Genomic DNA, 13,820 nt, shown 5'->3' on the forward strand with positions numbered 1-13,820 from the left:
CCTGACGGACATGGAGGAGTGGACGGATGCCGAACGAGCGCGCGGGGCGGCCGGCGCGGCCGGAGGACCTCATCGATGTGGCCCGGCTGGTGACCGCGTACTACGCCCTGCACCCCGATCCGGCGGAACCGGCCCAGCGGGTCGCCTTCGGGACGTCCGGGCACCGCGGGTCCTCGCTGAACGGGGCGTTCAACGAGGACCACATCGCGGCGACGAGCCAGGCGATCTGCGAGTACCGGTCGGGGCGGGGGATCGACGGGCCGCTGTTCCTGGGCGCGGACACCCACGCGCTGTCGGAGCCGGCCCGGGTGACCGCCCTGGAGGTGTTCGCGGCGAACGGCGTGACCGTCCTGATCGACGCGGCCGACGGCTGGACGCCGACCCCGGCGGTGTCGCACGCCATCCTCACCCACAACCGGGGCCGGGCCTCGGGCCTGGCCGACGGCGTGGTGGTGACGCCCTCGCACAACCCGCCCTCGGACGGCGGGTTCAAGTACAACCCGCCGAACGGCGGCCCGGCCGGGTCCGAGGCGACCGGCTGGATCCAGGACCGGGCCAACGAGATCCTGACGGGCGGCCTGAAGGACGTGCGGCGGCTGACGTACGCGCGGGCGCTGGCGGCCGGGACCACGGGACGGTACGACTTCCTCGGTTCGTACGTGCGGGACCTGCCGTCCGTGCTCGACCTGGACGCGGTGCGCGCCGCGGGGATCCGGATCGGGGCCGACCCGCTGGGCGGGGCGTCCGTGGCGTACTGGGGCCGGATCGCGGAGGAGCACCGGCTGGACCTGACCGTCGTGAATCCGGTCACCGACCCGACCTGGCGTTTCATGACGCTGGACTGGGACGGGAAGATCCGGATGGACTGCTCGTCGCCGTATGCGATGGCGTCGCTGATCGAGCGGCGGGACCGGTTCGGGATCGCCACGGGCAATGACGCGGACGCCGACCGGCACGGCATCGTCACGCCGGACGGCGGGCTGATGAACCCGAACCACTACCTGGCGGTGGCCATCGGCCATCTGTTCCGCCACCGGGAGCGGTGGCCGGCGGGGGCGGGGGTGGGCAAGACGCTGGTGTCGTCCGGGATGATCGACCGGGTCGCCGCGGACCTGGGGCGGCCGCTGGTCGAAGTGCCGGTCGGTTTCAAGTGGTTCGTGGACGGGCTGGCCACCGGGACGCTCGGCTTCGGCGGTGAGGAGTCCGCCGGCGCCTCCTTCCTGCGCCGGGACGGATCGGTGTGGACCACGGACAAGGACGGGATCGTGCTGGCGCTGCTGGCGTCGGAGATCCTCGCCGCCACGGGGCGGACGCCCAGCGAGCACTACGCGTCGCTCACCGCGCGGTTCGGCGAACCGGCGTACGCGCGGGTCGACGCGCCCGCGACCCGGGAGGAGAAGGCCGTCCTCGGGCGTCTGTCGCCCGCGCAGGTGACGGCCGGCACGCTCGCCGGGGAGCCGGTCACCTCCGTGCTCTCGGAGGCGCCGGGCAACGGGGCGGCCATCGGGGGCATCAAGGTCACGACCGACAACGCCTGGTTCGCCGCGCGGCCTTCGGGCACCGAGGACGTCTACAAGGTGTACGCCGAGTCCTTCCTCGGCCCGGACCACCTGGCCCGGGTGCAGGAGGAGGCCCGGTCGGTGGTGTCGGCGGCTCTGAGCGGCTGAAACCTTTTCCCCCGCGGCGTTTCGGCCGGATGGTCCCGCTTTCGGCCGGTGGTGCCCACCGGCCCACCGGCCCACCGGCCCACCGGCCGCAAGCGTCCCGAACGCCCCGAAGCGGCCCGATCGGTGCCCCTGACACGACGGCAGGACGGGACCCTGCCGCTCCGGTTGGGGGGCGGAACCGCTGCGCATCCACGCGCCGACCAGCGCGACTACCACGCGGTGAGCCTGGAAGCAACCCCTCCGTAACCGGACTTGGCTGGTTATGATCGGCACCCGCACGCTCCACCGGAGCCGGACCGGCCGTCCGCCACGCCCTCGCCCAGGGCTGCGCGGGTCCCGGCCACCGGCCCGTCCCGCTCCCCGCTCCCGAGGGCTGATGTCTCCCATGGAACCCGAAGGTCCACGCACCGCGCCGCCGCGCCGCCGACGGCGCACCGTGCGCCTCCGTACGCTGCTGATCCTGCTGGCGCTGGTTCCCACCGTGGCGATGGGCACGCAGGCCGCCATGATGGCGGAGGGGCTGCTGGAGCAGTCCCGGCACCTGCGTGACGACGTGGCGGCGGGTGAGCGGATCGGTCTGCCGCTGCACGCGCTCATGGCCGAGATGCAGACCGAGCGGACGATGGCCGCGGCCCGGTGGGCCGGCACGACCGTCTCCGACGAGGCGGTGCGCTCCCAGCGCGCCTCCACCGACGCGGCGGCCCAGGACTTCCGCCGGTCCGCCACCGCCGCCGGATCGGGGTCGGAGGAGGCGGACCGCCGGCTGCTGGAGATCATCGAGGGCCTGGACGACCTGGACGCCCTCCGGGAACGCGCGGACGCCCGGATCGGCAGCGCCGACGGCATGCTCGTCTTCTACGGCGACCTCATCGGCCAGATGATCCGCTACTTCCAGGACGCGTTCGGGCACACCGACGACGTCGGCCTCACCCAGGAGAGCCGTGTCGTCATCACCATGTTCTCCGCCTCCGAGACCCTGGCCCAGGAGGACGCGCTGCTGGCGCTCGCCGGCCCCTCCCGGGAGCTGTCCACCCGCCGGTTCGCCGACTTCGTCAACGCGGTAGGGGCCCACCGGCACCTGTACGACCGGTGGATCCTGCCGTACCTGCCCGCGGAGGATTCCGACCGCTTCATCCGCGTCACCGGCACGGACGCCTGGCAGACCAAGACCCGCGTCGAGGACCAGGTCCTGTCGGACCACAAGGACACCGCGTCGGGCGTCGTCCGGCTGCCGCGCGGGATCGGCGACTGGGCGGCCGCGCACCGGATGTGGTCGCCCCGGCTGGAGGCCCTCGACGCGGCCCGGACGCGGGCGCTGCTCGCCCACGGCGACGCACGGGCCGATGAGCTGGAGGCCGAGGTGGTCCGGCTGATCGCGGGCAGCGGTGGCGCCCTGCTGCTCGTCACGGCCGTCGTCGTGCTGACCACCCGCTCGGTCCTGCGCCGGCTGCGGGTGCTGCACGACCGGACCGTAAGGGTCGCCGAGGAAACCCTGCCGGACGTCGTGGCCCGGCTCCAGGAGGGCCGGCCCGTGGACACCGCGGCCCTGCCGGTGGTGCGCGGCGAGCAGGACGAGGTGGGGCGGGTCGGTGACGCGTTCGCCCGGGTCGTGGCCGTGTCGGTCGACGGGCACCGGGAGCTCGCGGCGGAGCGTCATGGCTTCGGGGTGTTCGCGGCCGGGATCGCCTCGCGGACCGGGAACCTGGTGAGCCGCCAGCTTGCGCTCACCGAGGAGCTCCAGGACACCTTCGGCGGCGACGAGGCCCTGCTGGCCCGGCTGATGCGGTCCGACCAGCTGACGGTGGGCATGCGGCGGCAGATCGAGAACCTGCTGATCCTGGCGGGCGGCGAGGTCCCCGACCCGCACACCGAACCGATGCGCGTCGCCGACCTGTTGCGGGAGGCCGCCGCGGAGGTCGAGGACTTCCGGCGGATCGACCGTCAGGCCCTGGACGAGATCAGCGTGGAACCGCGGGTCATCAGCCAGGTCAGCCACCTCCTCGCCGAGCTGCTGGACAACGCCACCCGGTTCTCCCCGCCGCGCTCGAAGGTCGTCATCCGCGCCGAGCTGGTGGCCGACGGGCTGTCGGTCGAGGTCGAGGACCGCGGTCCGCGCGTGACGGCCGCGCGGTACGCGGAGATGAACGGCCGGCTGCACTCGGCGCCGCCGTACTCCGTCCTGGCCGAGAACGCCCACCGGCTGGGGCTCTTCGTGGTCGGCCACCTCGCCGACCGACTCGGCGCCACCGTCACGCTGCGCCGCTCGGTGTACGGCGGCACGTCGGCCGTGGTGATCCTCCCCCGCGACCTGCTCGTGCCGACGGATCGCGCACCGGCGCCCGAGCGGGACCACGGGCGGGAGCGCGACGCGGAACGCGCCCCGGAACGCGAGCCCCTGCCCGCTCCGGCGGCACCGGTCGCGCTCGCCGCGCGGCGCTCCGGCGAGGACGCGCCCGGCCCCGTGCCGCACGCGGCGGACCCGCTCCCGGTCCGGCGGGTCACGGACCGCCCCTCGCTGCCGCCGGCGCGCCGCGCCCCCGACCGCCCCGCGCTCGGCCGGCCCGCCGCGGAACGCCCGGCGCTGCCCGAACGGGTGCCGCAGACGCACATGGCCGAGCAACTCCGCGAGCCGCGCGCGACGGACCCGTCGCCCCGCCCGGACGGGGCCACGCCGCAGGAGGTGGCCGACGCCTGGGACGACTACGAACGAGGGACCCGGACAGTGGAAAACGAACTCCGACAGGATCAGCCATGACGACGAACGACATGATCTACAGCGTTCTGGACAACAACCTGAGCCGGATCGCCGGCATCCAGGGAGCCGTGCTCCTGTCCAACGACGGGATCAAGCTGAGCGCGTACCTGCTGGACCGGCCGCAGGCGGAACGCATCGCGGCGGCGTCCTCCGGCATCGCCTCGACCATGAAGGCGATCTCCCGGGACATCGACGGCGGCCGGGTGATCCGCCAGCTCGTGGAGATGGACGACCGGTACCTGTGCATCGTCGGCTGCGGCGAGGGCAGCACGCTGATCGTCGTGACGTCCCGCAAAGCACGGCTCGGGGAGCTGGGCGGCGAGGCGGTGCGGACCGCGCAGGCGCTCGGCGAGTGGCTGGGCACACCGGAGCGCGACCAGGCTGCCACGTCGTAATGCCCGACGAGCCGCAGCGCGGGAGCCGTCGCCGGACGCGGCTGTACGCCCTGACCGACGGCCGTACGGCCGCGCCCCGGACCGTCCTGACGATGGACACCACCATCACCGCGGCCGTCGCCGGGGACGCCCAGGACGGCCTGCCGACCGAGTGGCGGGCCGTCCTCGCCATGTGCCCGCCCCCCGCGGGGCGGGCGGTCGCCGAGATCGCGGCCCGGATGGGGATGCGCCTGACCCCGATGGCGCTGCTCCTCGGCGAGCTCGCGGACCGCGGACTGATCCACCACCGGCCGCCCCTGGAGGGGGCCGGGACCAGCAACGTCCATCTGCTCATGAGAATCAGGGACAACCTTGCCCGGATATGACACTCCTGCCCAGGAAGCGGCCCCCGTCAAGATTCTGATCGCCGGCGGGTTCGGCGTGGGCAAGACGACGCTGGTGGAGACGGTCTCGGAGATCGAGCCCCTGCGTACGGAGGAGCGGCTGACGGCCGCCGGTGTCGGCGTCGACGACCTCGACGGCATCGAGTCGAAGTCGGTGACCACCGTGGCGATGGACTTCGGCCGCATCACCCTCGACGACGCCGGGGCCGTCCTCTACCTGTTCGGCACGCCGGGGCAGGAGCGCTTCTGGTTCATGTGGGACGAGCTGCTGAACGGGGCGCTCGGGGCGGTCGTGCTGGTCGACACCCGCCGCCTGGAGCGCAGCTTCCCCGCGGTCGACTTCTTCGAGAGCCGGGGGCTGCCGTTCGTGGTCGGCGCCAACTGCTTCCACGGTGAACAGGCCTATACCGAGGCGGAGATCAGGGCCGCCCTGCACCTGCGTGACCCGGGCACGCCCGTTCTCATGCTGGACGCGCGTGCCCGCGCCGACGTCCGGGCGGTGCTGCTCGCGCTCCTGGACACCGTCATCGCCGGGGCGCGGGCGGCCGCCCCCGCCTGAGACGGCCGGCCTCGGCGCGGCCCGCGCTCACAGCCCGACGTCCCGGGTGCGGAAGTCGGCCAGGGACTCCCGGCGGACGAGCAGCCGGGCGTGGCCCGCGGTGACGGCGACGACGGGCGGGCGGCCGACGAGGTGGTGGCCGGACGCCATGGACGACTGGTAGGCCCCCGCCACCGGGACGGCGAGCAGGTCGCCGGGGCGGACGTCCCCCGGCAGGGCGACGTCCGCCGGCACGTCGCCCGCCTCGCAGTGCCGCCCGACGACGGTGACCGTGCGGGGCGGGGCCGCCGGGAGCCGCCCGACGAGCCGGGGGGTGCGGCGCGCGCCGTACAGGGCGGACCCGGGGTTGTCGCTCATGGCGCCGTCCACCGCGACGAAGATCCGCTCGCCCGAGTGCGTGACGGCCAGGACCCGGTGGACCGCGACGCCGGCCGGCCCCACGACGGCGCGCCCCGGTTCGATCAGCAGGCGGGGCACCGGCAGGCGGGCGGCGGCGCAGCTGTCCGCCAGGGCGCCGCGGACCGTGCGGGCGAGGCGGGTGACGTCGAGGGCCCGTTCGCCGGGTCGGTAGGCGACGGCGTGGCCGCCGCCCAGGTTCAGTTCGGGCAGGACGACGCCGTGGGCGTCGCGGACGCGTGCCATCAGGCCGACCATGCGGCGCACGGCCGTGGCGTAGGGCTTGGCCGAGGCGATCTGGGAGCCGAGGTGGCAGTGGAGCCCGGTGAGGCGCAGCTCCGGCCGGTCCAGCACGCGTCCGACGGCGTGCTGGGCCGAGCCGTCGCTGATCGCCAGGCCGAACCTCTGGTCCTCGGTGCCCGTCCGCATCCTGTCGTGGCCGCCCGCGCTGATGCCGGGCGCCACCCGGACCATCACCTTCTGGCGCCCGTCGGGGCCCAGGGCGGCGGCCAGGCGGACGATGTCGGAGGCGCTGTCGATGACGATGCGGCCGACGCCGAGCCGCAGCGCGGTGTCCAGTTCGTACGGGGACTTGGCGTTGCCGTGCAGCACGATGTTCTCCGGCGGGAAGCCGGCGGTGACCGCCAGCTGGAGTTCCCCGGCGGAGCAGACGTCCAGGCCGAGTCCCTCCTCGTCGGCCCAGTGCACCAGGGCGCGGGACAGGAACGCCTTGGCGGCGTAGAAGACCCCGGCGTCGGGGAAGGCGTGGCGGTAGAGGCGGCACCGGGCGCGTACCTCGTCCTCGTCCAGCAGGTGGACGGGGGTGCCGAACCGGTCGGCGATCCGGGTGAGCGGGACGCCGCCCACCCGGAGGTCGCCGTCGGGCAGCCGCCGGGTGGAGGCGGGCCAGACGGCGAGGTCGCCGTCGTCCGGTGTCGCCGTGGCGGCGGGTGTGTCGAGGGTGGTCATCGGGCGGTCCTTTCAGCCGGTCCGCAGGGGCCCGGTCCACCGGGACGGGGCGGGTGCGGTGGTGCGGCCCGGTCCGGCCGGGGACGGCACGGGGGTGGCGGCGGGTGCGGTGAGCCGGGGGTCGACGCTGAGGGTGGTGACGCCGAGGGGTGCGGTGAGCGTCCGCAGGGCGGGGCGGGTGAGCCGGATCCACGCCTGGTCCGGTCCGAGCGCGGCGGTGAGCCGGGGGGCGGTGGTGAAGCCGATGGCGGTGCGGGCGCCGCACGAGGTGCGGAACAGCCGTACGGCGCACGCCCGGGGCCCCGGCCGGACGGGCACGTACAGCGGTCCGGCCGGGGCGGGTGGTGAGGGTTCCGGATCGTCACCGCACGGGATCGTGGGCATGGGTCCCTCCTGGAGGATCCTCGGAACGAGGCGGGTGCCCCGGCGCGGGGAGGCCGCCGGGGCGTGCTGTCGACGGTATGCCCGGTGTGCCGGGCGGTCCGAACGTCGTTGACGCCATGCTGACGGGGCGGTGCCGTGTGTTGACGCCTTTCTGACGGTTCGTGGGTTGGCTGTTTCCGGGGGCGGACGGCGCCTGCCGGAGGTTCTACGATGGGCGCCCATGGCCGGCGGCGGACGGGAACGAGTGGCTTTGACCGGGACCGGGGTCCATACGGAACGGCAGTTGACGGCGCACCTGGCCGAGCTGGGCGTGGAGCCCGGCGGGTTCCTGCTGGTGCACGCGTCGCTGCGGGCGGTGGGGCCGGTGGCGGGCGGCGCGGAAGCGGTGCTCCGGGCCTTGCGGGCGGCGCTGGGGCCGGACGGCACGGTGGTGGTCCCGGCGTTCACGGCGCGCAATTCGGACACCTCCGCCGTCTACCGGGAGCGGGTGCGGGGGCTGGGCGCGGCGGAGCGGGCGGCGGTGCGGGCGGCGATGCCCCCGTACGACGCGGAGACGATGCCGTGCGACGAGGGGCTCGGGGTGCTGCCGGAGGTCGTCCGGACGAGCCCGGGCGCGCTCCGCAGCGCGCACCCGCAGACCTCGTTCGCGGCCCTGGGGGCGTACGCGGAGAAGGTGGTCTCGGGTCACCGTCCGGACTGTCACCTGGGCGAGGACTCGCCCCTCGCGCGGCTCTACGACCTGCGGGGGCGGATCCTGCTCCTGGGCGCGGGTTTCGGCAGTTGCACCGCCTTCCACCTCGGCGAGTACCGGGTGGCACGGCCGCCGCGCCGCATGTACCGCTGCGTGGTGCGGGACGGTGGGGCGCGGCGCTGGTGGCCGTACGAGGACGTCGCCCTGGACGACGGGGACTTCGCCGAGCTGGGCGCGGACCTGGAGCGGTCCGGCGGCGGGACGGTGCGCACGGGACGGGTGGGGGCGGCGCGGTGCCGGCTGCTGGGGGTGGCCGAGGCGGTGGACTTCGCGCGGCTGTGGTTGGCCCGGAATCGGTGACGGTCACCGCCGGACCCGGCCGGGCGGTCCCGAACGGGTGACCCGGGAGGCCCCGAATGGCCTACGTTCCCTCACCCGTTCACGGCCGGCCGGTTCGGGACCGGTCCCGGGCGGGCAACTCTTCCGAGACCTGTGGGAGTTGCCCTGGACCGTGGGGGGACTGTGACCGTGCTGCGCGGCCGTGCCTTTCTGACGCTCGTTCTGGTGTCGCTGCTGGGTGCCCTGCTGGCGGCCGCGCCGCCCGCCGCCCCGGCGCCCGTGTGGCAGCGGGTCGCGCCGGGGGTGGAGTACCGGTGGTTCGACATCCGGTCGTCCCGGGGTACGGCCCGGGCGCATCTGCTCTCGGTGGACCTGGCCGACGCGCGGGTGTCGGTGGGGCTGCTGTACCCGGGTGTGGTCGCGGCGCGCTCGCCGCTGTCCGCGCTCGCCGACGGAGCCGGGGCGGTGGGTGGTGTCAACGGTGACTTCTTCCATCTGTCGGAGACCCAGCACCCGGGGGTGGAGGCGACCGGTTCCCCGGTGGGGCCGGCCGTCGCGGACGGGCGGGCGCTGAAGGCCGCCGTGCCGGACGGGCAGCGGTTCGGTCCCGCTCTGCCGCCGGGCACGAACACCCGCCAGGTGCTGGGCGTCGGCGAGGACGGTGTGGCGCGCACCGGTGAACTGGTGCTGGAGGGGACCGTGTCGTGGGACGGGGCGGAGGTGGAGCTGGGCGGGCTCAACCAGTACGCCCTGCCGGTGGGTTCGGTGGGGGTGTTCACCAAGGACTGGGGCGCCGCCTCACGGGTGCGGGCCACCTGCGGCACGGACACGCGGCGGGACGCGCCGTGCAGCGACGAGACCTACGAGGTGACGGTGCGCGGCGGCCAGGTGGTCGAGGTCGCGCAGACGCCCGGCCGGGGTGCCGTCGCCCCGGGCACGGAGGTGCTGGTGGGGCGTGAGGCGGGCGCGCGGGAGCTGCGGAAGCTGGCGGTCGGCGACCGGGTGGACGTCCGGTACGCGCTCGCCGCGGGCGGGGTGGGTGCCGCGGGGGGCGCGTACCGCTTCGCGGTGGGCGGCTATCCGGTGCTGCGGGACGGGGAGCCGCTGAGCGGGATGGACAAGGTGACGCCCGCGGTGCGCACGGCGGCGGGGGTCCGGGACGGCGGGCGGCGGATGCTGCTGCTCGCGCTGGACGGCTCCCCGGGGTTCCGCAGCGGCCTGACGGTGGTGGAGGTGGCGGACGCGATGCGGGACCAGGGTGCGACCGACGCCGTCAACCTGGACGGCGGCGGGTCCTCCACGCTGGTGGCGCGGCAGGGCGGGGCGGCGAAGGTCAGCGTGCTCAACCACCCCAGCGGTGGCGCCCAGCGTCCGGTCCCCAACGGCATCGGGATCTTCGTCCGTGGCAACGGCGGGGCCCAGGCGTCGTGAGCCCGGCCTGATCGGCGAGACGCTCCCTAGGGCTTGAGGCTGCTGACGACGTCGGCGGTGGCGGAGACGCCGTTGTAGATGGTCGGGGCGAGGCTGGTGCTCGCGAGGAAGAACCCGAGCAGCCCGCACACCAGAGCGTGGGAGATCTTCAGCCCGCCGTTGCGCAGGAAGATCACCGCCAGGACCAGCAGCAGCAGCACCACGGAGATGGATACGGCCATGTGTCACCCTCCTCGGCCAGTCGCCGCACCGGGCGTGCGGCGTCCGGCGGCCAGTCTGGCGGAGCGGGGGCGCCGTCCGGGCGTACGGCATGTCGGCCGAACGGGTATTGCCGGGCCGTGACCCGTTACTCGCCGTGCGCGGGGAGGAAGCGCGCGAGACCGGCCGGGTCGTCGGTGCCGAGGTGGCCGGCGCGGACGGCGGGCGGTTCGGTCCGGGCGGGGGCCGGGAGGGGCGCCCCCGCGGGTCAGCGCCGGCGGGCCCGTGCCATTCCGGGGTGGCGGGCGGCGGCGTGCAGGTGCTCGAGTGCGTCCAGGACGACCGTACGGTCGTACCAGGCCAGCCAGCGTCCCACCTGGCGGCCGGTGTGGTCGAGGGCCTTGAGCTGCGCGGCCTTCAGGTCCTGGATGGGGTGGTCGAAGTGGGCCGAGACCATGCCCATGCAGCGCCCGCCGCTGACCAGCGGCACGCTGTGGCAGGAACGGCTCCCGGCCTCCAGGATCGTCCGGCGGGCGTCCTCCGTGAACACCGGCGCGGTCGCCACGTCGCGCACGGTCACCTGGGCCACCTCCTTGGCCGCCTGGGCGCAGGAGGTACCCTCCCCGCCGACGAACTCGAAGAAGCTCACGAAGTCGTCGCAGAGTCCCGTGTGCTTCTCCATCAGCAGCCCGCCGGCCGCGCGGTCCCCGACCTGCACGTTGCCCATGTGGGTGGTGGTGACCGCCAGCGTCTGCGCCAGGACCCCGGACAGGACGGCGCTCCGGTGGGCGTGGGTGGCGTCCTCGATGGCCAGCGAGTCCAGGGCCGGGGCGGGGTGGCGCACCCGGCCGGGGAACCACGTCCCGGCCCGTTCGTCGGGCCGTTCGAGCCGGACGACCGCGTCGGCGAGGGTGCGCAGCCGCACGTTGTACCGCTGCGAGGCGAGCTGGAGCAGCGCGAAGGCGGCTTCGGCGTCCGCGAGCCGGTACCGCTCCGCGAGGATGCCCTGCGCCTCGGCGATCAGCGGCCGGTTGCGGGCCTGGGCCCGGAGGTGACGGACCTGCTCCCGCAGCCGCGCCAGCTCGTCGCGCGGATCGTCCGTCCGCCACGCGCCGGCCTCGAACATCTCGGTCATGAGGGCGCGCCTGCCCGCTGCGGTGCGGGCCACACCCCGGCTCACCCCTGCGGGGGCCGGTTTCCGCCGACGGTCCCGCCCGTGGCCGGGCCGCCGGTGGGGGGCCCGCCCATGTCGGTCCCGCCCTCGTCGGGCCGGCGCCACTCGGACGGCACCCCGAGCATGGTCAGCCGGTCCACCAGTGCCGGTTCCGCCCCGAGGGCGGCCAGCCGGGCCGGGGCGTGGCGGCCCAGCCAGGCGCTCAGCTCGCGCGCGAGCTCCTCCTCGTCGTCGTCCCAGTGGACGTCGTACGACGGGTACTCGTCCCTCTCCAGGTCGTCGACCCACCACCGCGCGGCGGCGAGCAGGTGCCGGTCCGCGGTGGGGTCCGTGCGGCGGCTCCACGCGGCCAGCCAGGGAGTGACGGACCCGGACGCGACGACACACGTCTCGAAGACGTCGTACGCCGGCCGGGGCGGGGCGTCCCGCTCCAGGGTGCGGGCCCACCACGCGTCGAGGAAGGCGCGGACGACCGGCGCCTCGGGCCAGGTGCGCCACCCGGCCATCGCCAGGGACCTGCCGGCCCGGCCGGCCTCGTCGCACTCCCCTGCCGCCAGGGCCTCGGCGAACTGCGGGAGGACGCGCCGGGTGACCGCCGCGTGGTCGCGCCAGTCGGGCGCCGACCAGGTGCGGTGGAGCAGGTCGGGGTCGAGCGGCACGTCCGGCGTCTTGAGGAGCCGGAGCTCCTCCTCGCTGCCCCAGTGGCACGGGCAGTTGGACTCGTCGGGGCGGGCCGTCATGCCGGCGAAGGCGCGGCGTACGCGGTGGAGGGCCGCTTCGAGGTCGGCGGCGGCGGCCGTGGTGGCGCGGTCCAAGGGGACCCCCGGGGTACTCCGGCCTGCCTCCGCGCGGGCCTGCTCCGGGACGGAACGTGCGCGGGGCCGAAGAGCGCGACGTTACCAGGGGCCCGTCAGGGGGCGGCGACCAGGTCGGCCCAGTCGACGGTGCGGTCGCACCAGCGGTCCAGCAGCACCCGGTCGTGGCCGACGGCGAGCAGCCCCGCGCCGTTTTCCCGGCGGTACGCCTCGACCGCGGCGACCAGCGCGGCGGTGGTCGAGGCGTCGAGCATGGCGGTCATCTCGTCGCAGACGAGCCAGCGGGGGCGGAGGGCCAGGGCGCGGGCCAGGCAGGCGCGCTGGAGCTGGCCGTCGCTGACCTCGTGGGGGCGCCGGCCGAGGAGGTCGCCGGTGAGGCCGACGGTCCGGGCGAGTCCGGGCACCCGGCCGTCCACCTCGTGGCGGCGGCCGGTGGCCCGGAGCGGTTCGGCGATCAGGTCGCGCAGCCGCAGCCGGGGGTCGGCGGACATGCGCGGCTGCTGGAACACCACGCCGATCGCGGTACGCAGGTCCCGCGGGGCCCGGTGCCGCCAGCCGCGTACCTCCCGGCCGTCCACGACGACCCGGCCGGCGTCCGGGCGGTGGAGCAGGGCGGCGACCCGGGCGAGGGTCGACTTGCCGCAGCCGCTGGGCCCCAGCAGGCCCACGGCCTCGCCGGGCGGGACGGTCAGGGACACGTCCCGGAAGACGGGGGTGCGGGGGTGGTACCCGGCGGTGAGCGCGTCGAGTTCAAGCACGGTCGGTCTCCTCGGCGTGGTGGCAGGCGACGCCGTCCTCGAAGCGCGGTGCCGTCCCGCAGGCGCCGCTCGCCCGGTCGCAGCGGGGGGCGAAGGCGCAGCCGTCCGGTAGGGCGCCGAGTTCGGGGGGCATGCCGGGGACGGGGGTGAAGTCCCGTTCCGGGAGGGCGGCGAGCAGGCCACGGGCGTAGGGGTGCCGGGGGCCGGGGCGGCCGAAGAAGCGGCCGGCGGCGGACAGTTCGACGATCCGCCCCGCGTACATCACGGCGACGCGGTCGGCGATGCGCTCGGCGGCGGCCAGGTCGTGGGTGATGAGCAGCAGGGCGCGGCCGTCGTCGGTGTGGCGGCGCAGTTCGTCGGCCGTGCGGTGGACGAGGTCGCGGTCGAGTCCGGTGGTCGGCTCGTCGGCGAGGAGCAGCGGGGCGTCGCCGACGAGGGCGAGGGCGGTGGCGGCCCGCTGGGCCTGGCCGCCGGACAGTTCGTGCGGGTAGCGGTCGAGCAGGGCGGGCGGGAAGGCGGCCCGTTCGGCGGCCTCCACGGCCGCGCGGCCCAGCTCCGCCCGGGGCGTGCCGGCCAGCTCGCGCAGCGTCTCCTCCAGGTGGGCGCGCACGGTGCGGACGGGGGTGAGGTGGGCGGCGGGGGATTGCGGGACGAGGCCGACGCGCCGGCCGCGTACGGTGCGGGCGAGGGTGCGTTCGTCGGCGGAGAGCAGGTCGGTGCCGTCGATGACGGCCGTGCCGGCGGACCGGGCGTTGCCGGGCAGGAGGCCGAGCAGCGCGGAGGCGAGGACGGACTTGCCGCAGCCGCTCTCGCCGACGAGGGCGAGGCACTCGCCGGTGGCGAGGTCGAAGCTCGCCCCGCTGACAGCGGCGACGTGGCGGCCCCCGCGCATCCGGAACCGGACGG

General features: G+C 75.5%; 14 protein-coding genes. 7 read left to right on the top strand and 7 right to left on the bottom strand.

All coding sequences use genetic code 11. The features are described 5' to 3' along the window. The first annotated feature begins 26 nt into the window (after window positions 1-26). The 5 genes from pgm to ACZ7LK_RS13075 all read left to right on the top strand — a co-directional run bounded on the left by pgm (window position 27) and on the right by ACZ7LK_RS13075 (window position 5,759). Window positions 27-1,667 carry a phosphoglucomutase (alpha-D-glucose-1,6-bisphosphate-dependent) gene (gene pgm / locus ACZ7LK_RS13055; protein WP_471140294.1) on the top strand — a complete coding sequence of 547 codons (1,641 nt, stop codon included), beginning with the start codon at window positions 27-29 and terminating at the stop codon, window positions 1,665-1,667. Window positions 1,668-2,052: 385 nt separating this feature from the next. After that, window positions 2,053-4,422 carry a sensor histidine kinase gene (locus ACZ7LK_RS13060; RefSeq protein ID WP_392272809.1) on the top strand — a complete coding sequence of 790 codons (2,370 nt, stop codon included), beginning with the start codon at window positions 2,053-2,055 and terminating at the stop codon, window positions 4,420-4,422. Continuing rightward, window positions 4,419-4,817: a roadblock/LC7 domain-containing protein gene (locus ACZ7LK_RS13065; RefSeq protein WP_392272808.1), complete on the top strand. Its 399-nt coding sequence runs from the start codon at window positions 4,419-4,421 to the stop codon at window positions 4,815-4,817. Before ACZ7LK_RS13060 ends, ACZ7LK_RS13065 begins: the two co-directional genes overlap by 4 nt. Next, complete coding sequence (locus ACZ7LK_RS13070) at window positions 4,817-5,182, top strand: DUF742 domain-containing protein (protein ID WP_392272807.1); 366 nt, start codon at window positions 4,817-4,819, stop codon at window positions 5,180-5,182. The genes ACZ7LK_RS13065 and ACZ7LK_RS13070 overlap by 1 nt, the downstream gene beginning before the upstream one ends. Beyond that, a complete protein-coding gene (locus ACZ7LK_RS13075; protein WP_392272806.1) occupies window positions 5,169-5,759 on the top strand; it encodes a GTP-binding protein in 591 nt (196 codons plus the stop codon). Before ACZ7LK_RS13070 ends, ACZ7LK_RS13075 begins: the two co-directional genes overlap by 14 nt. A 27-nt stretch (window positions 5,760-5,786) precedes the next feature. Here the strand turns inward: ACZ7LK_RS13075 and lysA are convergent, their stop codons facing one another. Together lysA and ACZ7LK_RS13085 are read right to left on the bottom strand one after the other, a co-directional pair. After that, on the bottom strand, window positions 5,787-7,124 hold the full coding sequence (lysA, locus tag ACZ7LK_RS13080; protein ID WP_471140300.1) for a diaminopimelate decarboxylase: 1,338 nt from the start codon (window positions 7,122-7,124) through the stop codon (window positions 5,787-5,789). A 12-nt stretch (window positions 7,125-7,136) separates the two neighbouring features. After that, window positions 7,137-7,508 carry an SAV_915 family protein gene (locus tag ACZ7LK_RS13085; protein WP_471140302.1) on the bottom strand — a complete coding sequence of 124 codons (372 nt, stop codon included), beginning with the start codon at window positions 7,506-7,508 and terminating at the stop codon, window positions 7,137-7,139. 283 nt (window positions 7,509-7,791) lie between these two features. On the opposite strand from ACZ7LK_RS13085, the gene ACZ7LK_RS13090 reads away from it, so the two are divergent. Both ACZ7LK_RS13090 and ACZ7LK_RS13095 read left to right on the top strand, forming a co-directional pair. Then, window positions 7,792-8,559, top strand: a complete 768-nt coding sequence (locus ACZ7LK_RS13090; RefSeq protein WP_392272804.1) for an AAC(3) family N-acetyltransferase — start codon at window positions 7,792-7,794, stop codon at window positions 8,557-8,559. A gap of 162 nt (window positions 8,560-8,721) precedes the next feature. Continuing rightward, window positions 8,722-9,969 (top strand): phosphodiester glycosidase family protein, encoded by a 1,248-nt coding sequence (locus ACZ7LK_RS13095; protein ID WP_471140305.1) that lies wholly within the window; start codon window positions 8,722-8,724, stop codon window positions 9,967-9,969. Between the two features lie 26 nt (window positions 9,970-9,995). Here the strand turns inward: ACZ7LK_RS13095 and ACZ7LK_RS13100 are convergent, their stop codons facing one another. From ACZ7LK_RS13100 to ACZ7LK_RS13120, 5 genes are all read right to left on the bottom strand, one after another. Continuing rightward, on the bottom strand, window positions 9,996-10,190 hold the full coding sequence (locus ACZ7LK_RS13100; protein ID WP_392272802.1) for a hypothetical protein: 195 nt from the start codon (window positions 10,188-10,190) through the stop codon (window positions 9,996-9,998). 245 nt (window positions 10,191-10,435) lie between these two features. Then, window positions 10,436-11,302, bottom strand: coding sequence for an ANTAR domain-containing protein (locus tag ACZ7LK_RS13105; RefSeq protein ID WP_392272801.1), 867 nt, complete (start codon window positions 11,300-11,302; stop codon window positions 10,436-10,438). Window positions 11,303-11,343: 41 nt separating this feature from the next. Then, window positions 11,344-12,156, bottom strand: a complete 813-nt coding sequence (locus ACZ7LK_RS13110; protein WP_471140310.1) for a hypothetical protein — start codon at window positions 12,154-12,156, stop codon at window positions 11,344-11,346. Window positions 12,157-12,251: 95 nt separating this feature from the next. After that, a complete protein-coding gene (locus ACZ7LK_RS13115; protein ID WP_392272799.1) occupies window positions 12,252-12,914 on the bottom strand; it encodes an ABC transporter ATP-binding protein in 663 nt (220 codons plus the stop codon). Continuing rightward, entirely contained in the window at window positions 12,907-13,806 is a 900-nt protein-coding gene (locus ACZ7LK_RS13120) for an ABC transporter ATP-binding protein (RefSeq protein WP_471140654.1), read from the bottom strand. The genes ACZ7LK_RS13115 and ACZ7LK_RS13120 overlap by 8 nt, the downstream gene beginning before the upstream one ends. Window positions 13,807-13,820 lie beyond the last annotated feature (14 nt).

Source organism: Streptomyces sp. NPDC039423, assembly GCF_055598725.1.